This window comes from Mesorhizobium sp. P2_A12, assembly GCF_056405075.1.
The window spans coordinates 23617-45367 of the sequence record NZ_JBFUCU010000029.1 but is presented as its reverse complement, the minus strand read 5'-3'; the positions used below and the strand labels follow the sequence as shown (position 1 = coordinate 45367).

The window sequence follows — 21751 nt, the reverse complement described above, 5'->3', positions numbered from 1 at the left end:
CGCGGGCAAACGCCCGCATTGCTCAGAGGCCTGATCTTCGCGCCCAATGGTTATGCCATGACACCGGCACACACGAGGAAGAAGGGTCGTCTCTACCGTTACTACGTCACCACCAGCGTACAGAAGCTTGGACCGGAAACCTGCTCGGTACGACGCCTTCCTGCCGGCGAGATCGAGGCCGCAGTGATCGATCAGGTCCGTGTCCTGCTGCGCTCCCCAGAGATGATTGTGAAGGTCTGGGCAGCCGTGCGCGACCTCGGCGACGAGATCAGCGAGACCGAGGTGCGCGACGCCCTGGTTCAGTTCGATGCTCTTTGGGAGGAGCTCTTTCCCGCCGAGCAGGCGCGCATCATTCAGCTGCTGGTCGAGCGCATCGACGTCGATCCAGACGGCATTACCATCCGCCTTCGCACCGAGGGCATAGCCAGCGTCATCGCCGAACTTCGGCAACGACCAAGCCTGGACAGGGCAGCATGAAGAACAACTGCGAGATCAGCGGCGACGGCACCTTGCTGACCGTCTCCATTCCGATGGCGATCCGCAAGCGTGGCGGTCGCAAACTTGTTGTCTCCCCGGCTGGAGCAGAGGCTTGGGCACCGTCGCGACCGCGCATCGACAACGCGCTGCTGCGAGCCCTTGTCCAAGCATTCCACTGGCAGCACAAGCTGGAATCAGGTCAACACGCGACGATCAGCGAACTCGCTGCGGCTGAGAAACTCGACCGATCGTTTGTCTCCCACATGCTTCGACTGACGCTCTTGGCGCCGGACCTGGTTGAGGCAATCCTCGACGGGCGACAGCCTCCCACGATGCAATTGCAGCCGTTGGTACGCGGGTTTCCCGTTGAGTGGGAGCGCCAACGGCGCAATGCCTGCTAGTTGGGAAGGTCTGGTTTTGACCCAATGCGTCTTCCGCCGGCCGTGCGATTCGGATGACCGCTTTGCGCCTCATGGCAGTCATTCTTGCGGTCCCGTCTACTCACCAAAAGCCGACATTGCCATGCCAATGCCCAGAAAGCTTCGCGCCTGAAAGTTGCCATTTGTTAGGAACTAGGAATCTGGGTAGTTTTTAACTGGCCTAGATAGTGCAAGCTGCACCTAAATGAGGCCTCAAATCGCGCCAGCGGCTAGCGGCCGCTCCAACATGCGACTCCTATCCATCACAATTCTTCTAAAGCCAACGGCACCTATCATCAGAGATCATGAGAAATCAGCAGCGTCGATCGGCACTGAGAAGCCGACCTTGACGCGGTCCATGATCACCATGGTCTTGAACCCTTTAATATCGGGGTTCTCATAAAAGAACTTACGGGTAAAACTCTCGTAATCTTCCATGCTCTTAGCCGTAACGATTAGCACGAAGTCCGCATCCCCGGTCACATAGTATCCGTTCATCACCTCCGGCGTCTGGCGGATGGACTGCTTGAAGCGGTCTACAATATCCACCCGCTCGCGTTCCAAGGACACCGAAACCAGCATGGCGATTGGCCGGCCGATGGCCTTCGGCTTCACGACGGAGATGTCGGCCTCGATCACCCCCTCGTCTCGCAAGCGCTTGACGCGCCTCTGCACCGCGGTGGCGGAAAGGCCGACCATCTCACCGAGTTCTTCGCTCGTATGGCGATTGTGCGCCTGCACGATGCTCAGCAGACGCGCGTCGAGTCGATCTAGCCGCATTAGTCTTCCCGCATAATTTCTTTGATCTTGCTAAAATAAGACAGGAATCCTGCGTCTGTACAACCGCTTCATCATAAAATCTGCGCACCTGCTCCATTAGGCTTCGTTGAAATAGCAACGGCACGGGGCCGACATGTTGAACACGATAATGACGGCACGGCAGGCCCTCGCTGGTCTCAGCGATACAGAGTTGCTGCGTGAAGGGTCCTATGTCGACGGCGAATGGCAAGCGCATCGCAGCGTTACCGCGGTTACCGATCCGGCAACCGGCGATGTCATAGCCTATGTCGGAGATTGTGACGCGGCGCTCGTGAACCGGGCGATCGATGCCGCCGATACTGCCTTTGGCGGTTGGCGCGACAGGCTCGCCCGCGATCGCGGAAAAATACTCTTGTCTTGGGCGGAACTGATCAGACGCCATAGCCATGACCTTTCCATTATCCTGACCGCCGAGCAGGGCAAGCCTCTAGCCGAAGCCGAGGCCGAGATTCTTTATGGCGTCGGCTTCATCGAATGGTTTGCCGCCGAAGGCGAGCGTGCCTACGGCGAGACGATACCCGGGCACAAGCCCTCAAGCCGTCTGTTCGTCTCCATGCATCCGGTCGGCGTCAGCGCCGCTGTGACGCCCTGGAATTTTCCGAGCGCCATGATCGCCCGGAAGGCAGCCGCCGCCCTTGCAGCGGGCTGCCCGGTCATCGTCAAGCCGGCCGTTGAAACGCCGCTCTCGGCCCTCGCCTTGGCGGAGCTGGCGCATCGCGCCGGTCTGCCGCGGGGTGTCTTTCAGGTGGTGACCGGCGATCCCAAGCGTCTGACGGACAGCCTGCTCGCCGATGAGCGTGTGCGAGCCTTCTCCTTTACAGGTTCGACCGAGGTCGGCAGGCTTCTGCTTGCCAAGGCCGCGGCGACGATCAAGAAGGTTTCCATGGAACTCGGCGGGCACGCACCCTTCATCGTGTTCGATGATGCCGACCTGGACGAGGCGGTGGAGGGCTGCGTCGCTGCCAAGTTCACTACCTCGGGCCAAGACTGCCTTGCTGCCAACCGGATCTTTGTCCAAGAAGGCGTCCATGATGTCTTTGTGGGAAGGCTGAAGACTCGGATCGAAGCGCTGCGCGTGGGCTCCGGTTTCCAGCATGGGGTCGACATCGGGCCGATGACGAAGACGACCGTCGTCGAGAAGTGCCGCGCCCACATCGCAGACGCGGTCAGTAAAGGCGCCCGGCTGCTGACAGGTTCGATCCCCGGCCCGGAGGCCGGAAACTTCGTCGCGCCCGCTCTTCTGATCGATGTCCGCCACGACATGCTTATTATCTCGGAAGAGACTTTCGGTCCGGTCGCGCCCGTCCTGCGCTTCGTCGATGAGGACGACGTGCGCACCGCGGCCAACGCCAGCGAGATGGGCCTGGCCGCCTATGTCTATACCCGGGACCTGAAGCGGGCGATGCGCCTTTCGGATGCGCTCGAATACGGCATGGTCGGGATCAACACGGCGTCGTTTACCGGTGCGCCCATCCCCTTCGGCGGGTGGAAGCAGTCGGGGCTCGGGCGGGAAGGATCGCGCCACGGGCTGCAGGAATTTATGGAACTTAAATATGTCTGCTTCGGCGGCTTGGCCGCGTAAGGGCGAACGAAGATGGTAAATATTGCTGAAATCGCGGCGATGGACCGCAGGACGGTGCTTCATCCCTTCACCTATTTGAAGGATTATGCATCCGGCAACGTCGATCCGACGATTGTCGAGACGGGAAAGGGCGTCAGGATTCAAGACGCCACCGGCCGGGAATATATCGATGGCTTTGCCGGCCTTTACTGCGTCAACATCGGCTATGGCCGTACCGAGGTTGCCGAGGCGATCGCGCGACAGGCCTACAAACTCGCGTATTATCATTCCTATGCTGCACACACGACTGAAGAACTCGCGCGACTTTCGGACCGGCTGGTCCGGATGGCGCCTGGCAGGATGTCAAAAGTCTTCTATGGACTGTCAGGATCGGACGCCAACGAGACCCAAGCGAAGATCGTCTGGTACTACAACAACCTGAGGGGCAAAACGCGGAAGAAGAAGATAATCGCGCGCGAGCGCGGATATCATGGATGTTCCGTGGTTTCCGGCTCGATGACAGGAATGAGTTTCTATCACGACCACATGGATCTGCCGGTCTCCGGCATTCTTCGCACTGGCGTCCCGCATTTCTATCGCGGTGCGCATCCGGGAGAAACCGAGGAGGACTTTTCGGCGCGGCGCGCCGATGAACTCGAGGCGCTCATCCTGAGAGAAGGCCCGGATACCGTGGGCGCGTTTATCGCCGAACCGGTGCTGGGCACCGGCGGCATCACGCCGCCGCCGATCGGGTACTGGCCGAAGATCCAGGCTGTGCTTCGCAAATACGATGTCCTGTTGATCGCCGACGAGGTGATCTGCGGCTTCGGGCGCACCGGCGCCATGTTCGGGTCGGACCTCTACGGCATCGAGCCCGACCTGGTAACCGTCGCCAAGGGCCTGACATCGGGTTATGCGCCTCTTTCGGCGTCTATCGTGTCACAGAAAGTCTACGAGGTCATGGAGGATGCAACGCCGCGCGTCGGCGCCTTCTCGCACGGCTATACCTATTCCGGACATCCCATCAGCGCTGCTGCGGCGAACGCCGTCCTCGACATCGTCGAACGTGAGGACCTGGCCGGTCAGTCCGCCAGGAAAGGTGCTTATCTTCTTGCCCGGTTGAAGGCGGAATTCGCACAGAATCCTATCGTTGGCGAGGTTCGGGGCATAGGCATGCTGGCAGCCTTGGAGTTCGTCGCCGACCGCGGAACAAAGGCCAGCTTCGATCCGGGCTTGAAGGTCGGTGCACGCATCTCGCAGGCAGCCCGCGACCGAGGCCTCATTGCCCGTGCCATGCCGCATGGGGACATTCTGGGGTTTGCCCCCCCGCTGGTCATGACGGAGGCCGAGATCGATGAGATGGTCGGCATTGCCAAGGCGGCTGTTGATAGCGTGCTCGTAGACATGGATGCGCAAGGCGCGGTGGCCGGTTAGCATGTTGCATCGCAAGATCTCACGCGCGGCCGAAGTCCTGAAGGTCAAAGATCTCGCAAAGGTGTTCGGCTCCACCAAGGTGCTGGACGGAGTTAGCTTCACCGTAAGGCAGGGCGAGGTCGTCTCGCTGATCGGATCGTCGGGGTGCGGGAAAAGCACCGCTCTTCGCTGCATTAATTTTTTGGAGATGCCGACTTCAGGGCAGATTGAATTCATGGGAGAGGCCATCTCGGTAACCACTGAAGCGCGCGGAGAGCCGAAGATTGTCAACGCAGCCGCTGTCAGAAGGCTTCGACGCCACGTCGGAATGGTATTCCAAAACTTCAATCTCTGGCCGCATCGCACCGTTCTCGGCAACGTGACCGAGGCGCTCGTTTACGTGCTCAAGCAGTCTCGGAAGGAGGCAGAAGAGACTGCGCTGTGGGCGTTGGCGAAGGTCGGCATGGAAACCTTCCGCGACCGCTACCCGCAACAGCTTTCGGGCGGCCAGCAACAGCGTGTCGCTTTCGCGCGCGTCCTGGCGATGCGCCCGAAACTGATGCTGTGTGATGAACCGACCTCCGCGCTCGATCCGGAACTGGTCGGAGAGGTCTTGAAGATCATACGCAAGCTCGCCGAGGAAGGTGCGACAATCCTACTCGTGACGCACGAAATGCGGTTCGCAAGGGAACTGTCGAACCGAATGCTATTCCTGCAAAAGGGCCGCCTCGAGCAGGATGACACGCCGGAAGAACTGTTTCGAAACCCCGCGAGCGAAGCGGTGAAGCGGTTTCTTTCGAGCGTTATGCCGGCCAATGCCTGAAGACAGGCGCTGGGACAATCAAGAACCAACCAAGGGGAACTGAGATGAACATCAGCAAGCTTATCAAGTCCGCATTCGCATCCGGCCTGCTGGTCGCCGGGGCGGCGACCATGGCCTCGGCCGAGGAAGGTGTTTTGCGAATCGGCACCGAAGGTGATGCACCGAAGTTCAGCATGGCCGATCCGAGCGGCAACGTCACCGGCTTCGACGCCGACATTGCCAATGGCATCTGCGCCGAACTGAAGGTCCAATGTAAGTTCGTCGTTCAGACGTTCAGTTCGCTTGTACCCTCAATGGACAGCGACCGATTTGACGTCATCATATCAGGTCTTGGCATTACAGCCGAGCGGGAGAAAAAGATCGACTATTCGATCCCTTATGCAACGACACCTCTCTACTTCGTCGTTGCGAAGGATTCGCCGCTGGCCGGCCTGAAAACTCTTGATGACATCAAGAAGGCGATCCCCGGCAAGACCGTCGGTGTCGCCACTGGCACTACCTACGCTAGATTCATAGAGAAGCGGATGACGGGCGTCGATCTGAAGACCTACGATGCTGTTACCCAGTTGACTGCCGATCTCGCTAGCGGTCGCATCGACGTGGCTTTCGGAGATTCGCCAACCTGGGTCGACTTCCTAGCTACGCCTGACGGCGCGAACTTCGCAAAAATCGATGTCAGGATAATTTCCATGGACGATCCGGAAGTCCTCGGCCGCGGCATGGGCGTCGGGATGCGCAAAGGCAACACCGATCTCAAGGCAAAGATCGACGTGGCCCTGTGCAAGATGATCAACGACGGCACGGTCAAGAAAGCATCCATGCAGTGGTTCCAGGACGACTACACCATTCCCTGCAAACAGTGATCCTTCGATAGTGGCGCCTGCCTTGGCATTGCACAAGGCAGGCGGATAGGAGGCTTCTATGCAGGATTTTTGGGTGCTGATGGTGGAGCATGGCTGGGCGCTGGCTCTCCTGCGCGGCAGTGCAGTGACAATTGCGATCGGGCTGCTCGGCATGCTGTTAGGTTTCGTGGTGGCGACGCCACTGGCCATCTTGCGCTGGCAGAAGGTCATAGTCGTCTCACAGATGGTGGATGCTTACAGCATCCTGATCCGCGGAATTCCGGGACTGCTGGTGATTTATCTGCTGTTCTACGGCTCCTTGGACTGTGTGAGAACCGTCGCGGGGACGTTCGGCTATCAGCAAGCCGCCGAGAATGCCTATCCCATGATTGTCGGCGTCATTGCGATTGCCTCGATATCCTGTGCCTACTCAATCGAGGTGATCCGCGGCGCCCTCCAAGCCGTGCCCCTCGGCATGCTCGAAGCCGCCCGCTCCTTGGCACTTCCGCGAATGGTCACATTCTTTCGCATTACCTTTCCGCTCGCCTTGCGGCTCGCACTCGGCGGCATCAACAATGTGTGGCAGATGACGATCAAGGATACGTCGTTGATCTCCGTCGTCGGCCTGCAGGAACTGATGCGGACCGCGGCGATCGCCGCCGGCATTACGCGGTCGCCGCTGTTTTTCTACTGCATTGCCGCAGCCCTTTTCTTCGCCATGACGCTCGCCAGCCAAACCGCATTCTCGAGGATCGAACGGGTCCTCAACCGCGGCTTCGGAGGGATGTGACATGGATTTGGGCATCATAACGTATGCGTTCCCGTTTCTGCTTGAGGGCGTCAAGATCACGCTTCTCATCGCAGTCTTCGGCATCGTTCTTGGTCTGCCGCTGGGAGTCCTGGTCGGCCTTGCGCGCGGATCGAAAAACCGGGTGCTTCGCGGTTTTTGCGACGCCTATTGCGCGATATTTCGTGGCACGCCAATGCTGGTGCAGATCTTCGTGATCTACTACGGCTTGGCCCAAATAAGTTTCATACGCCACAACCCGGTTCTGTGGTGGATGATCGGCGATGGGCTTCATGCAGCTATCCTCACAGTCGTGCTGAACTCCGGCGCTTACACCGCAGAGACATTCCGATCGGCTTTCAACTCGCTACCCAAGGGCTTGATCGAAGCCGCCGAAGCTTGCGGCATGAAGCCATGGCACATTTTCCTTCGTATCAAGTTCCCGCTGGCGCTGCGACAGGCACTTCCCGCCTACAGCAGCGAGGTGGCCATCATTGTCAAGGAATCGAGCTTGGCTTCCGCGATCACGGTCCTCGAGATCACCGGCTACGCCAAGCGCCTGATGAGCGAAACGTTCGCAGTGATGGATATCTTCGTCATAACTGCCGCCTTCTACCTCGTGATCGGCGTCATTGCGCTGACGGCGATGAAACTTCTTGAACGCCGTTTAGCCATCCCCGGCTTGAACCAGTCCTGAAAGGCACGACCATGTCTAATCTCACTTTCTTCGACCAGAACAACCTGCCCAAACCCCGCGAAGGCAAGCCTGCTCCAGACAGGCTGATCGAAGGCGATCCGCGCTTTCTTAGCTGGGACATCGCACAGACCGCCGACGGAGTGGTTCAGTCCGGCGTGTGGGAGGCGACGCCTGGAGCCTATCGTTCGATAAAGGGCAAGACTTTCGAGGTCTGCCTTATCCTGTCAGGCGTATCCGAACTGACAGAGGACGGGAAGGAGCCGCGTCGCATCACGGCCGGCGACGCCTTTGTCATGCATCCGGGTTTCACCGGCGTCTGGAAGGTCATCGAAACCACGCGCAAGCTTTGGGTTAGTCGCGACTAGTCGGCTCCCCAGCTTTTCCCTTGCAACCCAGCAGCAGTACCGGTTCATGACACAGACGCTTTCCACAACGATCAAATCGACGCCATACTGGTGGGACGATTGTGCCTTTCCGCCTTTGCCTAGGCGCGAACTCGATCGGAGCTGCGACGTGGCGATCGTCGGCGGCGGTTATACGGGTCTCTCCGCCGCGATCGAGTTGTCGCGGGCAGGCAAGCACGTCCAGCTTTTCGATCGCCAGTCGCTCGGGCAGGCGGCCTCCAACCGTAACGGTGGCATGGCAAGCGGTAGCATCAGGCCTAGCCGCAAGGAATTGATCGGTCGCTTCGGTTTGGATAGGGCGAACGGCATCCTCCTGGAAGGCCAGACCGCGCGGCAGGACCTTTGGAGGTTTCTCACCGCGGAGAGTATTGACGCCAACTTCACGCTATCCGGCTTATTCGAAGGGGCGATGACCGCCGAAGAGACAGAAGAGCTCCGGCGTCATGCGGGCTTTCTCCACGACAGCCTTGGCATCGAGACCTTCGCCATCAAAAGATCGGACGTGCGGCAGTATATCGGAACCGACCTCTATGTTGGTGGCATGGTCCGTATGGACATCGGCGGCCTTCAGCCCGCGAAGTTGCTCGCCGGCATGATCCGGGTCGCGCGCGAGACCGATGCCGTTCTTCACGAGAACACCGCGGTCCTGGGTTCCACCAGCGATGCCGCTGGCGTGCGGGTCACCACCGAGCGCGGCGACGTCCTGGCGAAGAAACTCCTTGTATGCACCGACGGATACACCGACGGGTTCGATCCATGGTTACGCCGCCGCTTGGTGCCGGTTCGCAGCCGGATCATAGCCACAGAACCGCTAGACAAGCAGGTCATGGACCGGCTGATGCCCACCCGCATGATGTATGGCGACATGCGCAAGCTGAGCTACTACTACCGCCCGTCGCCCGACGGGTCTCGTATCCTGTTTGGCGGACGCGACGGCACGACCGCGGGCGATCCGCTTACGCCGACTGTCAATCTGCGGGCGGAACTCGCCAGACTTTTCCCGGAACTGAAAAATATCGACATCACCCACAGCTGGTTTGGGAATGTCGCCATGCACCGGGATATGATCCCGCGTATCTTTTCACGCGGCAACACCATTTACGCGACTGGCTATTGCGGTTCCGGCATCGTGTGGGCGCGGTGGCTTGGCAAGAAGGCGGCGCTCAAGATCCTCGAAGACGCCGAGCAGCCGCGCTCTGCTTTCGACTTCGATCAGGCTCCCAAGGCCGTACCGTTTTACCGCGGACGTCCATGGTTCATTCCGCTCGTGTACTGGATGTATGAGCGCCATGACCGGAAGACGCTGCGCCGTCGCAAGGATGCGTGAGGCGGCATGGCATTCCTGTTCCTCTGTGATGCGACCCGAGCGGCCGTGTTTGCCGATGTGTTCTCAAAGCACCTGCCGAACGTTCGGTTCTGCATGGACCCGGACGCCATCGGCGACGACGAAATCCGCTTCATCATGACCTGGAACATGCCGAAAAACCTTCGGCGCTATCCCAACCTTCAGGCTGTGTTCTGCATCGGCGCGGGCGTCGACCAGTTCGCCAAGAGTTCCATTCCGCCAGGTGTGAAGCTCGTTCGCATGGTAGATGAGGGCATCACCAGGATGGTCGTCGAATATATCGCTATGGCTGTTCTCTCGCTCCATCGAAACCTGCATCTCTACATCGATCAGCAGCGGCGTAGGGTCTGGAAGGAGCTCGAGCAACATCCGCAGGCCGTCGGCCGAAGGGTGTCCGTGCTGGGCATGGGCGTGCTGGGTGAAGCCGCACTTCGCGGGCTCCAGCCCTTCGGTTTCCACCTCTCGGGATGGAGCCGGACGCAGCGATCCATAGACGGCGTGACTTGCCACAAGGGCGAAGCCGGGTTGCGGGAGATGCTTGCAGGGACGGACATACTCGTCTGCTTGCTGCCGCTAACCGGGAATACGATCGGAATTCTGAACGACGACCTGTTTGGCGCCCTTCCGCGCGGCGCCTGCCTCGTCCACGCCGGCAGGGGACGTCAGCTCGACGCCGACGCGCTGCTGTCGTCGTTGGATAGCGGCAGGATGTCGGGCGCGTTCCTTGACGTGACCGATCCCGAGCCGCTGCCGCCAGAGCATCCTCTATGGGTGCATCCGCGCGTGATTATCACACCGCATGTCGCGGCAAGCACGCAGGCGGAAAGCGCGGCGCTAACGACCGTGCAGAACGTAAAGCGTCTTCTCGTCGGCGCTCATCCAACGGGACTGGTGGATCTTGCAGAACTTTCCGGATCCATTTCTTCCGATCAAAGATAACGAAAGGCTGGCAGACATGAACGTTGCTGCAAAACTATCTACGCCTCTGGACGTCGCTTCACTGCCCACCGGCTTGTTCATTGACGGACAGTGGAGAGGCGGCACGGAGCGAAAGAACATAGACGTCATTGATCCATCGAACGGAGGCGTGATCGTGTCCGTTGCGGATGCGACTGTCGAAGACGCGATGGAGGCGATTGCGAGCGCCCACAGAGCAGCGAAGGGCTGGGCGGCCACAGCTCCACGCAAGCGTTCAGAGATCCTGCGCCGCTGCTTCGAGCTGATGATCGAAAACAAGGATATGTTGGCCGAGCTCATCAGTCGTGAAAACGGCAAGACCTTGAACGACGCGCAGGGCGAGGTGGTCTACGCTGCGGAGTTCTTTCGCTGGTTCGCGGAGGAGGCCGTTCGTCTCAATGGCGAGATCTCGACAGCGCCGGGCGGCGCAAACAAGATCATCGTTCAGCATCAGCCGATCGGGGTCGCTGTTCTCGTCACTCCCTGGAATTTCCCGGCTGCCATGGCAACCCGCAAGATCGGGCCGGCGCTGGCGGCGGGCTGCACATGCGTCTTGAAGCCTGCAACGGAGACGCCGCTGACCGCGCTCGTGCTGGCCAACCTTTACAAGCAAGCCGGAGTGCCCGACGGCGTGGTCAATGTGGTCACCACCTCACAGTCCGGACCAGTCGTCAGGGCCATGCTGAACGATCCCCGCGTGCGCAAGCTCTCCTTCACCGGTTCCACCGAGGTCGGCAGGACACTCCTGCGCGAGGCAGCTGGAACCGTCGTGTCGTGCTCTATGGAACTCGGCGGAAACGCGCCCTTCATCATCTTCGACGATGCCGACCTGGATGCGGCCATCGAGGGCGCAATGGTGGCGAAGATGCGCAACGGCGGAGAAGCCTGTACGGCGGCGAACCGCTTCTACGTCCAGGCCGGAATTGCCGAAGCATTTTCCGTCGGGCTCGTCGAGCGCATGAAGTCGATGAAGGTCGGGGCCGGATACGATCCCAAATCGCAATGCGGTCCGTTGATCAACAGGAAGGCCGTCGAGCGGCTCACCGCCTTGGTAACCGACGCCACGACGAGAGGCGCCAAGGTGCTTGTCGGCGGCGGACCGCTCGAGCGTCAAGGATACTTCTTCGCTCCAACGGTGTTGACCGGCGTCTCGCCAGATTCGAGGATTTCAGCTGAGGAGATTTTCGGTCCGATTGCCGCCCTCACAACTTTCGATACCGAAGACGAGGTTATCGAGCTGGCCAATGCCACGGAATACGGTCTCATATCGTATGTCTACACCCGAGATCTGGCGCGCGGCATGCGCGTGTCGGAACAGATGGACAGCGGCATGGTCGGGCTGAATCGCGGTCTCGTGTCTGATCCCGCAGCGCCATTCGGCGGAACGAAGCAGAGCGGGCTCGGCCGCGAGGGCGCCCACGTTGGGATTCTCGAGTTCTGCGAGACGAAGTACATCGCGGTTACCTGGTAGGGAGGTCGATCTGCGGGTCGGGGCTGGGGCGGCCAGGTAGCACGCCCGGGCAGCCCTCGAAAAAAATCATCGAGGAGCTTTGGCCTATGGGCCTCTCAAATAGCGCAGGCGCCTTCGTTGCATCGATGTCGATCAAGGTACGATTGAATGGTTGATTTAGAACACATCGAAAGGGCCAGCGATCGGATCAGCGGCAGCATTCGTCCGACCCCGCTCGTATCATCGCCTTCGCTATCGGAATTCTGCGGTGTGCCCGTTCACCTCAAGCTCGAACATCATCAGGCCACGGGAAGCTTCAAACTGCGAGGGGCCTTCAACGCGCTTCTTCTATTGACCGACGACGAGCGCGCGCGAGGCGTCGTTGCTGCTTCTACAGGTAATCATGGCAGAGCTTTGTCATTCGCCGCGAAAGCGTGTGGCGTGAAGGCCACGATATGCATGTCAAGCTTGGTGCCTGACAACAAGATTGTCGAGATTCGCCGCCTTGGCGCCGATGTCCATATTGTAGGACGGTCACAAGATGAGGCGCAGGAAGAGGCCGATCGGCTGGTCTTGAGCGAGGGTCTTTGTCCAATTCCACCCTTCGACCATCCAGCGATCATCGCCGGCCAAGGGACGTTGGGGTTGGAAATTATTGATGCACTGCCGGATGTCGCTACCGTACTAATTCAGCTTTCCGGTGGTGGCCTCGCCTCGGGCGTGGCATGCGCGATCAAATCCAAGCGGCCTGAAGCGCGCGTTATTGGGGTCACGGTGGAGCGTGGCGCGGCGATGAAAGCCAGTCTGGATGCCGGTCACCCTATCCAAGTGGAGGAATTCGAGAGCCTCGCCGATTCCCTTGGTGGCGGCATTGGTCTTCACAACAGGCTGACCTTTGCCATGTGCGGAGATCTCCTGGACGACGTCATTCTTTTGAGCGAGGCCGAGATCGCCGCCGGTATCCGACACGCCTACCTGCAAGAGCGCGAGATTGTCGAAGGCGCTGGTGCCGTTGGGATAGCAGCTTTATTGGCGAACAAGGTCAGCAGCCTCCGAGGTCCCACCGTGACCGTTCTGTCAGGCCGCAACATAGATATGCAACTGCATCGCCGTATCATAACAGACGAAACGGGCCCTAAATGAATATCACAAAACCGCAGATCTTGACCGAGCCCCAACTGAGGGGCTTGGTGAAGTTAGATCTCGACATCGTCCGCTGCGTGGAGGAGGCATTTCGCACCTTGGCCACGGGAAAGGTTGTCATGCCGCCCATCCTACGGCTTGATATTCCCGAACATCGCGGCGAAGTCGACGTCAAGACAGCGTATGTGCCAGGTCTGGACGGCTTCGCCATCAAGATCAGTCCGGGCTTCTTCGGCAATCCTGAAATCGGCTTGGCGAGCACAAACGGCTTGATGATATTGCTCTCCAGCACGACTGGTGTGGTACAGGCGCTGCTGCTGGATAACGGTTACCTGACCGATCTTCGCACGGCCGCTGCCGGGGCGGTCGCTGCCAAGTACCTCGCGCGCGAAGACGCTTCAATTGCAGCCATTTTGGGCGCGGGGCAGCAAGCCCGTCTTCAGTTGCAAGCACTTATGTTGGTCCGCCCGATTCGTTCGGCTCGCATATGGGCACGCGTGGCAGCCAAGGCTCGCCTCGTGGCTCAAGAACTGTCTGACGAGTTGGGGGTCGAAGTCGTCGCTTGCCCGACTCCGGACGAGGCTGTTGCAGGCGCGCATGTCATCGTCACGACGACACCAGCTGAAAGCCCCATTATTTTGTCGCGCTGGCTTGCACCCGGACAGCACATCACAGCAATGGGCTCAGATGCCGAGCACAAGAATGAGATTGAGCCTCAGGTGATCGCCATTGCCGACATGTATGTGGCCGATAGCTTGGCACAAACGAGACGCCTCGGCGAACTCCATCACGCCATCAAAGCGGGTGTCGTCGACGAACGCGCGCCCTTCGTCGAGCTCGGTCAGATCATAGCCGGTGAGGTGGCGGGGCGGACAAGTGCCGACCAGATCACGATCGCAGATCTCACCGGAACGGGGATTCAAGACACCGCTATCGCTAACTTAGCATTCGCGCGGTCACGTCAACTGACAGAAACAAAGGCCGCCGAGCATTGACAGCCGTTGTTGATTGACGCGTTCCACTCGAGGAGACGCTAACCGACGGCCTGCTGCTGCCCATTATCGGGAGCTAACAACGCCCATCGGAAATTAGCAGAGCAACATCAAGCCAAATGTCGTTCTTAGTCTAAGTTGGCTGTAGATCGTCAAGGCCAGCGCCAGCGGGCGTGAGCGGAACGACTGCTTTTCAAAAAAGCTGACCGAAAGATGTCGGTCCGCTTTCGGCCCCACTGCGGTCATTCGAGAACTGGCGGCGGACGATCGCTTTAGGCGCAAGCCGAACCTAGCGAGCGATGGCGTAGTTGTGGTCCTTTTGGCAGGCGAGCGAACCACAAAACCGCCCCCAGCAAGGCCGGCGCTAAGGCATTGATATTGCTGTTGTCAGAACCTTGGGATTTTTGGGGCTACTCCCCAGCTTCGGAGAATGACGGCCATCCGGAGAGCGATTTTGGTCGAATAGGCCTCGCTGCACTCCCCAGCTTTTGGCCACACACCTCGCAAACGCTGGGCTTCAGAGCGCTGGCCAACAGAGGAGAGAATTGTTCGGACTTTGAAGGTGGTAGAGGGAAGGACACTGGAAACCAACCTTCTCCACCGGATTCGATAGCCCTCAATAACCGCGCCTCGTCAATGGAATCTAGGCATTGCTGAACTGCCTAGACATCACAACGCCAGGCCGGACGCGGGAAGTATGATTGGTGGAAGTTCCCGGAAGCTGCTCAGTTTCGAGAATCGCCAACGCCTCATCGGATGACCGTGCCTGTCGGAGTCGCTCCCGAACCTGAGATGCCCGAAGCGGCCGGCAAATCTGGGAAAGGGCAGGGAGGAAGGCAGCGGTGGCAGAGCGCGGCCAGAGTAAAGTGTAAATGAGATCGACGGGATCGTCGTCGGGGCCGTCGAAATCGATAGGCTGAGCCAAGCGTGTCAAAGACGCGACAGGCGAAGAGATTGTGCCAAGTAGAGCGTGGGGGATCGCGACGCCACGACCGATGCCCGTCGAGCCGAGATCCTCGCGGTCGAAAAGACCACGCAGAACCATCTGCTCGTCAAGCCCAGTTCTCCGCGCGATCCTGATCGCAATTTTTGACAAGGCTGATTGCTTTCCCTTGGTCACAAGGTCAAGCGAAATGTCTTCTTCTCGCAAGATGGGGGAGATCATCCGGGTCAACCTCCATGTCGATCCAAACTCGATCGCAAATGAGCGTTCAGCCGCACTGGTTAAACAGGGCAGGGTTCACAGTGGACTAAGGTGTGGAGATCTTGGCTGTCCCGGACGCGAAGCCAGGGCTTCTCGCGTCCGGCTAATGGCCCGTTTTGAGGCGTTTCGGCTCCCGCCGGAAATCGAGGTTGAAAATATTCATAGCAATACGGAGGTAGTGAAATATTTTTCGAAATCAAGCACAACAGGTGCGCGCCTAGTAGCAGAAATAATGCACTGAAATGCTAGCTAATTTCGTTTGACGACCAGAACAGTCTCCTGCTTGCTGGTCGGACGCGAACAGGCCGTGCCAACAAGTGAAAATCGGATTTCTAGACCGTCTTCCAGATCTTCGGCCATCGCGGTTTTTAGTTCACAAGGAGATACCGTGATGAAAAAACTCGTACTCGCAGTTGCCCTGACAACCGGCGGTTCGTTTTGCGCCATGGCGGCGGATGAGGTCACCAAAGCCCCGCCGGCGGCTCCTTACGAACAGGTCAGCAAGCTTGTGAAGCTGCCCGACTTCCTGCCGGGCATGGGCCAGTTGTTCGTCGATCCGACGACATTGCCTGCCGGCCCATTCCTTGCCTATGATCACGACGGCAAGCTTGTCAGCACGATTTATATGCTGCCGATCAAAGACCTCAATCCGGACAAACGTTTTGACGACCTCGCTTCACCTGGCGGCAATGTCGACCATGTCGACGTCTACTACAATGCCGGCCATCCGGGAGTAGCAGAGCCGCATGTCCACGTCGTGCTGTGGCATGTTTCGGCGGCTGACGAGGCTCGGGTCGCCAAATGACACTGACGCGTCGTGAGATCCTGGGCGCGGGCGGCGGGCTCGCTGCCGCCCTTTCCCTCTCGTCTCTGGCCGTGTGGGGCGGCGAGATTGTTGAAATCAAGATGCAAGGGAACGAAGACGGGTCACACGTTTGGTTCGACCCGATAGGCATTCTGATCAAACCAGGACAGACGATCCGCTGGATCAACCTCAATCCCGGCAATTCCCACACGACGACGGCCTACAATCCGGCAAACTTCGAGCGACCGCTGCGCATGCCCAAGGCCGCAAAATCTTGGGATTCCGACTATCTCCTGCCCGACGAGAGCTTTTCAATCACCTTCACTGAACAGGGGGTCTATGACTATTTTTGCATTCCGCATGAGCATGCTGGAATGGTCGGCCGCATCATTGTCGGCGAACCCGAAATGCATGGCTGGACTGAACTGGTCGGCACGAATGGAGACCTCCCAGGGGTGGCCCTCAAGGCGTTTCCGATGGTCGAAGACATCATGACAAAAGGGATCGTCCGCCACCCCTAGATATGCGTCTAAGAGGCATGACGACCAGCGACAAGGAGAACCCAAATACGACGATGCGATGGGGGCGCGAGTTTCCTGCTTGTCGTCAGTGATCGATTGGGACGGACCATCATGGCAGACCGCGCGTTTCCATACGATAATAAACCGCGAGCGAAGCGCGACGCGCGCTCTCAGGTGGCGGAAAAGCGTCTCAGTGCTCGGTCCGCTGCCCAGCAACGTGAGCGTGCCACACATCGGCTTGCCGCCCTGGGTGAGATGACCGGTGGTATCGCCCATGATTTCAGAAACCTCCTGGCAGTAATCGAATCCGGCTTGAGGTCTGCCGCGAGAAGAGCCGACGAACCCGAAAGCGTGCGAGCCTACATTGCGGCAGCGCGGGAAGGAATCGATCGAGGGATTGACCTAGCGTCACAGCTACTTGCCTTTGCAAAGCATCAGGAACTCGATACCCCCGCTGGCAATTTGAATGAGTTCCTCAGGTCTTTCGAGCCTTTCCTGAGGTATGGCGCCGGACCCGATGTCCGCGTCAAGCTGGAGCTTGGTTCCGACATCCCGGACTGCTTGATCGATCCGGCGCTGTTCGACGCTGCAGTGCTTAATCTCGTCATGAACGCACGAGATGCAATGCCAAGTGGCGGGGAGATCCTCGTCATCACTGAGCGATTGGTGCAGACGACCACGACGCCTGACCCGCCCGGGCCGGGAATCTACGCATGCGTTCGCGTCAAAGACCATGGTTGCGGCATGGCTCCGGAAGTCTTGCGGAAGGTGTTCGATCCTTTCTTCACGACGAAGGGTGAGAAGGGCACCGGGATAGGGATGTTGCAAGTGCAGGCATTGGCGCAGATGGCTGATGGTCGGATCCGCATAAGGAGCGAACAAGGGACTGGAACAACGGTCGACCTTTTGTTCCCGTCAATCCAAGCGGACATTTAGAGGCTCAACAAGAACTCCTACAATTCGATGTCGGCGCTCGCGACGGCATGCAATCCTGCCAGGGCAGGACCTACTACGCTCTCGTCCGCACTTGCGGATTGCACCGCATAGACCGGATAGGAGAACTGCGGCATTTCAGGCACAAGGTGCAGCCGGCCGGCCGCTATGTGAGGCTGAACTGAGCTCATTCTGAAATATCCGGAGCCGCCTGTCGCAAGAACATAGTTCAACGCGAGCGGACCGAGATCGAAAGAGAGATCCGGCGCAGCAGTCGGGAAATTCATCCCGTGGTGAAGTCCAAAATCCGGTCCCCAATCCATATAAACATAATCGGACTCGTCCAGCAGGCGCGCTTCGGAATTGGTAGTCACGAGGACCAGTTTTTCCTCCAGAAGCAGATCGATCTTCAAACCCGGTCTGTGCGGGGGCGCGTACATGATAGCTAAGTCGACCATTCCCGACGCGACCTGATTGATCAGATCCTGCGGCACATCGACGTGTACGCGGAGTGCAATATCTTGAAGCGAGCCGCGCATCCATCGGACCCAATCGAGCAGAAGCGGTTGCGCAAGGCTGACTTCGCTGCCGACCGTCAGAACTGCTCGGCGTCCCGGGGGCACGGCAACCTGGTGAAGGGTGCGTTGCCATAGTTGGACGAACATCGGGGCGTGGCGCAGAAATTGCTCACCGGCCGGGGTGAGCGAAGCTCCGCCTTTGTGGCGAACAAAAAGCGTGCGGCCCAGTTGCTGCTCGAGGTTGCGGATTCGTGCGCTAACGGTCGTTTGGGCGACATTCAAGCGCTCCGATGCCCGAATGAAACTCCCAGTCGAAACGATCTCGATAAACGTGCGGGCGAGCTCAATGTCCATAAAACATATAGCATAAAAATTGCGTTTAAATGTCAATCAATTTCGTTTGCTAGATACTTCGCTCAAGCACTAGGCTCGAAGAATTCCACCAGGCCTAGCGCTGGATGCTGCGCAGCGCCGGTTGGAGGGGGCGCGAGCTCTCTCCAACCTCACACATCGTTTTGCCTGCAGCGTCACAGGAGAGATCATGTCGACGAGAGAAAAGAGCCAAGGAGATGTGGGGCGCCGTGACTTTCTGAAGCTGTTCGGTGCGGCTGGCGCGGCAGCGAGTACACTACCGCTCGGTGGTCCGCATCGGCGGACGAAGTGGTGGCCCCGGCGACAGGCAAACCGCACCATCAGGTAGCCGACGCCGCGAAATCGCATGCTGGGGACTCGGGCTACGAATTCTTCAATGTCGACGAATCCGCCTTCATCGAGGCGGCGGTCGACACGCTCATTCCAAGCGATTCAACCGGCCCCGGCGCCAAGGAGCTCGGCGTTGCGACCTACATCGACCGGCAGATGGCCGGCGGATACGGCAAGGGCGACCGTCTGTATCTGGAAGGACCGTTTGGCGAGGGTACGCCAGAGCAGGGCTATCAACTGCCGATGACGCCATCGGAATTGATCCGGGCCGGCATCGCTGACGTCAGTGCCTACGTGCAGAAAAACCACAAGAGCACCTTCAACGGCCTTTCGGCGAAAGGTCGTGCCGCGGTGATGGCCGAACTCGACGGCAAGAAGGTCGAGCTTCCAACTGTGCCGACTGCAACCTTCTTCGGGCTTCTGCTGCAGCTCACGATCGAGGGCTATTTCGCCGACCCGATGTATGGCGGAAACAAGGACAGGGCGGCCTGGAAGATGATCGGCTTCCCAGGCGTCGACGCCATGTACATGGACAAGATCGAACCGTTTCGGAACAAGCCCTATGCAGCCGATCCGAGGGGCATACAGGACCTCATTTAGTCGACGGAAGAAGAAGGAGACTATAACATGGCCACCAAACTCAACGCGGTCGATGTCCTGATTGTCGGTCTTGGTTGGACAGGCGGTATCATTGCCAAGGAGCTTGCATCGACCAAGCTGAAGATCGTCGCCCTGGAGCGGGGAGGCCCGCGTGACACCAATCCGGACTTCATCGACCCGCAGATCCATGATGAGCTGCGTTACGCCGCCCGCCACGACCTCATGCAGAACGTGCGGCGGGAAACCATCACATTCCGCAACAGTGAATCGCAAACGGCGCTGCCAATGCGTCAACTTGGCTCGTTCCTGCCCGGCCAGGGCGTCGGCGGCGCCGGCGTGCACTGGAACGGCGTGACCTGGCGCTGGCTCGAATGGGATCATCAGGCGCGCACCCGGACGGTCGACAAATACGGCGAAAAGATCATCCCTTCGGATATGCACCTGCAGGACTGGCCGATCACCTATGACGATCTCGAACCCTATTACGACAAGTTCGAAAAAACCTGCGGCACTTCCGGCAAGGCCGGCAATATCAACGGCCGGAAGATCGATGGCGGCAATATCTTCGAGGGATCGCGAAAGGACGAGTACCCCAATCCGCCGATGATTGCCGCGCAGAGCATGGTGATGTTCGAGAAGGCGGCCCGCAATCTCGGCTACCACCCGTTCCCCAACCCGTCGTCAAATGCGTCGCGGGATTACGTCAATCCCGATGGCGTGGCCTTCGGCCAGTGTCACTATTGTGGCTTCTGCGAACGTTTCGGCTGCGAGGCCAATGCCAAGGCGAGCCCGCATTTCACCGTCATTCCGCTGGCGGTGAAGAACCCGAATTTCGAGCTGCGCACCAACTCGATCGTGCTGAAAGTCAATCTGGATTCGACCCGCAAGAAGGCGGTCAGCGTCACCTATCTCGACGCACGCGGGCGCGAATTCGAACAGCCTGCCGACCTCATCATCCTGTCGGCCTACGCGCTCGGCAACGTCAACCTGCTGCTGCATTCGGGGATTGGGGAGCCCTATGACCCGGCAACGGGGAAGGGCGTGGTCGGACGCAACTATGCCTATCAGTGCGGTGGCGGAGCTACCGCCTTCTTCGACAAGAAGACCATCCTGAATCGTTTCATGGGCGCCGGCGCGCTCGGCACCTGCATGGATGATTTCAACGGCGACAACTACGATTTCGTCAAGGCCGGCTACATCGGTGGCGGCGGCATCAGTTGCAGCAACTCGGGCGCTCGACCTATCCAGTCGCATCCCACACCCCGTGGCACGCCGCGTTGGGGCTCCGAGTGGAAGAGGGCCGTGGTCGACAATTATGACCACGCGGCCAGCGTCGGCAATCAAGGCGCCGTGATGGCCTACCGGCAGAACTATCTGAGCCTTGATCCGACGTACACCGACGTTTTTGGACGTCCGCTTATGAGGATGACATTCAATTTCCAAGACAACGAGATAAAGCAGATGAACGCTCAGGCCGACATCTGCGTCACCCTCGCGAAGGAGATGGGTGCGACCAAGATCGATCGAAACGTGCCACCCGTGCCCTATTCGATCGTGCCTTATCAGAGCACGCACAACACAGGCGGCGCAGTCTTCGGTGCCGACCCCAGTACCAGCGTTCTAAACAAGTACCTTCAGGTCTGGGATGTTCCGAACGTATTCGTCACGGGCGCTTGCGTGTTTCCCCAGAACGCCGGGAAGAACCCGACCGGACCGGTAGGCGCTCTTGCCTACTGGGCGGTGGACGCGATCAAGAACCAATATTTGAAGAACCCCGGCCCACTGGTTCCCTCCTGAGGCAACGTCTGCCGGATCCGGATGCGCGGTTCGGATCCGGCAGGCGTGTGTGTTTCGAATCCCGACATTGCCGGTGGGCGGGTTGGAACCCCGCCGCCGCTCATTGGAAGAAACAAACATGAAATCGACTTTGCTTGTATTGGTGACCGCTATTCTCACTGCAGTCGGTTCGGCCCATGCGCAGGACTCATCCCCCGGTAACGCCGACGCCGGCGCCGTTGTCTTCAAGAGGTGCATGGCCTGCCACACGGTCGGCCCTGACGCAAAGAACGGAGTAGGTCCAGTCTTGAACGGAGTCGTCGGCCGAGCGGCCGGTGTGTATCCGGATTACAGTTATTCTGCGGCGAACAAGAATTCGGGTCTGACTTGGGATGAAGCAACGCTGGCTACCTATCTGCACGGGCCGCGCAAACTGGTGCCCGGCACAAAGATGACGTTTGCCGGTCTCAGCAAGGACCAGGACATCGCCGACGTGATCGCCTATCTGAAGCAATTCAACGCGCAGGGCCATTAGGTCGGCCCCTGAGACAGGTGGATCACCT

The 21751-nt window shown here is 59.1% G+C and carries 24 protein-coding genes; 21 read left to right on the top strand and 3 right to left on the bottom strand.

Annotation, left to right across the window (positions count from 1 at the left end; genetic code table 11):
• Together AC1DZU_RS32820 and AC1DZU_RS32815 are read left to right on the top strand one after the other, a co-directional pair.
• Nucleotides 1–477, top strand: a 477-nt coding sequence (locus AC1DZU_RS32820) for a recombinase zinc ribbon domain-containing protein (RefSeq protein WP_477291238.1), incomplete at its 5' end; no start/stop codon positions are given.
• Complete coding sequence (locus AC1DZU_RS32815; RefSeq protein WP_477291236.1) at nucleotides 474–878, top strand: hypothetical protein; 405 nt, start codon at nucleotides 474–476, stop codon at nucleotides 876–878. The genes AC1DZU_RS32820 and AC1DZU_RS32815, both read left to right, overlap by 4 nt.
• A 321-nt stretch (nucleotides 879–1199) precedes the next feature.
• Here the strand turns inward: AC1DZU_RS32815 and AC1DZU_RS32810 are convergent, their stop codons facing one another.
• Entirely contained in the window at nucleotides 1200–1676 is a 477-nt protein-coding gene (locus tag AC1DZU_RS32810) for an Lrp/AsnC family transcriptional regulator (RefSeq protein ID WP_477291234.1), read from the bottom strand.
• 133 nt (nucleotides 1677–1809) lie between these two features.
• Here AC1DZU_RS32810 and AC1DZU_RS32805 point away from each other — a divergent pair, with 133 nt between their 5' ends.
• From AC1DZU_RS32805 to eutC, 12 genes are all read left to right on the top strand, one after another.
• Nucleotides 1810–3297: an NAD-dependent succinate-semialdehyde dehydrogenase gene (locus tag AC1DZU_RS32805; protein WP_477291232.1), complete on the top strand. Its 1488-nt coding sequence runs from the start codon at nucleotides 1810–1812 to the stop codon at nucleotides 3295–3297.
• Nucleotides 3298–3309: 12 nt separating this feature from the next.
• Entirely contained in the window at nucleotides 3310–4710 is a 1401-nt protein-coding gene (locus AC1DZU_RS32800) for an aminotransferase (RefSeq protein WP_477291230.1), read from the top strand.
• A 1-nt stretch (nucleotide 4711) separates the two neighbouring features.
• The gene (locus AC1DZU_RS32795) at nucleotides 4712–5512 is read left to right on the top strand and encodes an amino acid ABC transporter ATP-binding protein (protein ID WP_477291228.1); all 801 of its coding nucleotides are present in this window, start codon (nucleotides 4712–4714) and stop codon (nucleotides 5510–5512) included.
• 44 nt (nucleotides 5513–5556) lie between these two features.
• The gene (locus AC1DZU_RS32790) at nucleotides 5557–6375 is read left to right on the top strand and encodes a transporter substrate-binding domain-containing protein (RefSeq protein ID WP_477291226.1); all 819 of its coding nucleotides are present in this window, start codon (nucleotides 5557–5559) and stop codon (nucleotides 6373–6375) included.
• A 58-nt stretch (nucleotides 6376–6433) separates the two neighbouring features.
• Nucleotides 6434–7144 (top strand): ABC transporter permease subunit, encoded by a 711-nt coding sequence (locus AC1DZU_RS32785; protein ID WP_477291224.1) that lies wholly within the window; start codon nucleotides 6434–6436, stop codon nucleotides 7142–7144.
• A 1-nt stretch (nucleotide 7145) separates the two neighbouring features.
• Entirely contained in the window at nucleotides 7146–7838 is a 693-nt protein-coding gene (locus AC1DZU_RS32780) for an ABC transporter permease (RefSeq protein ID WP_477291222.1), read from the top strand.
• A gap of 11 nt (nucleotides 7839–7849) precedes the next feature.
• The gene (locus tag AC1DZU_RS32775) at nucleotides 7850–8203 is read left to right on the top strand and encodes a cupin domain-containing protein (protein ID WP_477291220.1); all 354 of its coding nucleotides are present in this window, start codon (nucleotides 7850–7852) and stop codon (nucleotides 8201–8203) included.
• A 148-nt stretch (nucleotides 8204–8351) separates the two neighbouring features.
• Nucleotides 8352–9569: an NAD(P)/FAD-dependent oxidoreductase gene (locus AC1DZU_RS32770; protein WP_477291218.1), complete on the top strand. Its 1218-nt coding sequence runs from the start codon at nucleotides 8352–8354 to the stop codon at nucleotides 9567–9569.
• Between the two features lie 6 nt (nucleotides 9570–9575).
• A complete protein-coding gene (locus AC1DZU_RS32765; RefSeq protein WP_477291216.1) occupies nucleotides 9576–10526 on the top strand; it encodes a 2-hydroxyacid dehydrogenase in 951 nt (316 codons plus the stop codon).
• A 16-nt stretch (nucleotides 10527–10542) separates the two neighbouring features.
• The gene (locus AC1DZU_RS32760) at nucleotides 10543–12015 is read left to right on the top strand and encodes an NAD-dependent succinate-semialdehyde dehydrogenase (protein ID WP_477291244.1); all 1473 of its coding nucleotides are present in this window, start codon (nucleotides 10543–10545) and stop codon (nucleotides 12013–12015) included.
• Nucleotides 12016–12162: 147 nt separating this feature from the next.
• Entirely contained in the window at nucleotides 12163–13137 is a 975-nt protein-coding gene (eutB, locus tag AC1DZU_RS32755; RefSeq protein WP_477291214.1) for a hydroxyectoine utilization dehydratase EutB, read from the top strand.
• 2 nt (nucleotides 13138–13139) lie between these two features.
• A complete protein-coding gene (gene eutC, locus AC1DZU_RS32750; protein WP_477291242.1) occupies nucleotides 13140–14132 on the top strand; it encodes an ectoine utilization protein EutC in 993 nt (330 codons plus the stop codon).
• A gap of 640 nt (nucleotides 14133–14772) precedes the next feature.
• Here the strand turns inward: eutC and AC1DZU_RS32745 are convergent.
• A complete protein-coding gene (locus tag AC1DZU_RS32745; protein ID WP_477291212.1) occupies nucleotides 14773–15294 on the bottom strand; it encodes a PTS sugar transporter subunit IIA in 522 nt (173 codons plus the stop codon).
• Nucleotides 15295–15724: 430 nt separating this feature from the next.
• On the opposite strand from AC1DZU_RS32745, the gene AC1DZU_RS32740 reads away from it, so the two are divergent.
• The 3 genes from AC1DZU_RS32740 (at nucleotide 15725) to AC1DZU_RS32730 (ending at nucleotide 17595) form a co-directional block, all read left to right on the top strand.
• Nucleotides 15725–16138, top strand: a complete 414-nt coding sequence (locus AC1DZU_RS32740) for a DUF5602 domain-containing protein (RefSeq protein ID WP_477291210.1) — start codon at nucleotides 15725–15727, stop codon at nucleotides 16136–16138.
• A complete protein-coding gene (locus AC1DZU_RS32735; RefSeq protein ID WP_477291208.1) occupies nucleotides 16135–16659 on the top strand; it encodes a plastocyanin/azurin family copper-binding protein in 525 nt (174 codons plus the stop codon). The genes AC1DZU_RS32740 and AC1DZU_RS32735 overlap by 4 nt, the downstream gene beginning before the upstream one ends.
• A gap of 111 nt (nucleotides 16660–16770) precedes the next feature.
• A complete protein-coding gene (locus tag AC1DZU_RS32730) occupies nucleotides 16771–17595 on the top strand; it encodes a two-component system sensor histidine kinase NtrB (RefSeq protein WP_477291206.1) in 825 nt (274 codons plus the stop codon).
• Nucleotides 17596–17612: 17 nt separating this feature from the next.
• Here AC1DZU_RS32730 and AC1DZU_RS32725 read toward each other — a convergent pair whose 3' ends face one another.
• Nucleotides 17613–18464, bottom strand: a complete 852-nt coding sequence (locus tag AC1DZU_RS32725) for a LysR family transcriptional regulator (RefSeq protein WP_477291204.1) — start codon at nucleotides 18462–18464, stop codon at nucleotides 17613–17615.
• A 187-nt stretch (nucleotides 18465–18651) separates the two neighbouring features.
• Here AC1DZU_RS32725 and AC1DZU_RS32720 point away from each other — a divergent pair, with 187 nt between their 5' ends.
• The 4 genes from AC1DZU_RS32720 (at nucleotide 18652) to AC1DZU_RS32705 (ending at nucleotide 21723) form a co-directional block, all read left to right on the top strand.
• A complete protein-coding gene (locus AC1DZU_RS32720) occupies nucleotides 18652–18810 on the top strand; it encodes a twin-arginine translocation signal domain-containing protein (RefSeq protein WP_477291202.1) in 159 nt (52 codons plus the stop codon).
• Nucleotides 18774–19412, top strand: coding sequence for a gluconate 2-dehydrogenase subunit 3 family protein (locus tag AC1DZU_RS32715; protein ID WP_477291200.1), 639 nt, complete (start codon nucleotides 18774–18776; stop codon nucleotides 19410–19412). The genes AC1DZU_RS32720 and AC1DZU_RS32715 overlap by 37 nt, the downstream gene beginning before the upstream one ends.
• Nucleotides 19413–19439: 27 nt before the next feature.
• Nucleotides 19440–21209, top strand: coding sequence for a GMC family oxidoreductase (locus tag AC1DZU_RS32710; RefSeq protein WP_477291198.1), 1770 nt, complete (start codon nucleotides 19440–19442; stop codon nucleotides 21207–21209).
• Between the two features lie 118 nt (nucleotides 21210–21327).
• Complete coding sequence (locus AC1DZU_RS32705) at nucleotides 21328–21723, top strand: c-type cytochrome (RefSeq protein ID WP_477291196.1); 396 nt, start codon at nucleotides 21328–21330, stop codon at nucleotides 21721–21723.
• The last annotated feature ends 28 nt before the right edge of the window (nucleotides 21724–21751 follow it).

Bases quoted from the DNA above. Each gene is read 5' to 3' on its own strand.
- AC1DZU_RS32785 (WP_477291224.1), top strand. From the start codon at position 6,434: ATGCAGGATTTTTGGGTGCTGATGGTGGAGCATGGCTGGGCGCTGGCT.
- AC1DZU_RS32735 (WP_477291208.1), top strand. From the start codon at position 16,135: ATGACACTGACGCGTCGTGAGATCCTGGGCGCGGGCGGCGGGCTCGCT.
- AC1DZU_RS32810 (WP_477291234.1), bottom strand. From the start codon at position 1,676: ATGCGGCTAGATCGACTCGACGCGCGTCTGCTGAGCATCGTGCAGGCG.
- AC1DZU_RS32740 (WP_477291210.1), top strand. From the start codon at position 15,725: ATGAAAAAACTCGTACTCGCAGTTGCCCTGACAACCGGCGGTTCGTTT.
- AC1DZU_RS32795 (WP_477291228.1), top strand. From the start codon at position 4,712: ATGTTGCATCGCAAGATCTCACGCGCGGCCGAAGTCCTGAAGGTCAAA.
- AC1DZU_RS32805 (WP_477291232.1), top strand. From the start codon at position 1,810: ATGTTGAACACGATAATGACGGCACGGCAGGCCCTCGCTGGTCTCAGC.
- AC1DZU_RS32815 (WP_477291236.1), top strand. From the start codon at position 474: ATGAAGAACAACTGCGAGATCAGCGGCGACGGCACCTTGCTGACCGTC.
- AC1DZU_RS32790 (WP_477291226.1), top strand. From the start codon at position 5,557: ATGAACATCAGCAAGCTTATCAAGTCCGCATTCGCATCCGGCCTGCTG.
- AC1DZU_RS32780 (WP_477291222.1), top strand. From the start codon at position 7,146: ATGGATTTGGGCATCATAACGTATGCGTTCCCGTTTCTGCTTGAGGGC.
- AC1DZU_RS32720 (WP_477291202.1), top strand. From the start codon at position 18,652: ATGTCGACGAGAGAAAAGAGCCAAGGAGATGTGGGGCGCCGTGACTTT.
- AC1DZU_RS32775 (WP_477291220.1), top strand. From the start codon at position 7,850: ATGTCTAATCTCACTTTCTTCGACCAGAACAACCTGCCCAAACCCCGC.
- AC1DZU_RS32800 (WP_477291230.1), top strand. From the start codon at position 3,310: ATGGTAAATATTGCTGAAATCGCGGCGATGGACCGCAGGACGGTGCTT.
- eutB (WP_477291214.1), top strand. From the start codon at position 12,163: ATGGTTGATTTAGAACACATCGAAAGGGCCAGCGATCGGATCAGCGGC.
- AC1DZU_RS32730 (WP_477291206.1), top strand. From the start codon at position 16,771: ATGGCAGACCGCGCGTTTCCATACGATAATAAACCGCGAGCGAAGCGC.
- AC1DZU_RS32705 (WP_477291196.1), top strand. From the start codon at position 21,328: ATGAAATCGACTTTGCTTGTATTGGTGACCGCTATTCTCACTGCAGTC.
- AC1DZU_RS32760 (WP_477291244.1), top strand. From the start codon at position 10,543: ATGAACGTTGCTGCAAAACTATCTACGCCTCTGGACGTCGCTTCACTG.
- AC1DZU_RS32765 (WP_477291216.1), top strand. From the start codon at position 9,576: ATGGCATTCCTGTTCCTCTGTGATGCGACCCGAGCGGCCGTGTTTGCC.
- AC1DZU_RS32725 (WP_477291204.1), bottom strand. From the start codon at position 18,464: ATGGACATTGAGCTCGCCCGCACGTTTATCGAGATCGTTTCGACTGGG.
- AC1DZU_RS32710 (WP_477291198.1), top strand. From the start codon at position 19,440: ATGGCCACCAAACTCAACGCGGTCGATGTCCTGATTGTCGGTCTTGGT.
- AC1DZU_RS32745 (WP_477291212.1), bottom strand. From the start codon at position 15,294: ATGATCTCCCCCATCTTGCGAGAAGAAGACATTTCGCTTGACCTTGTG.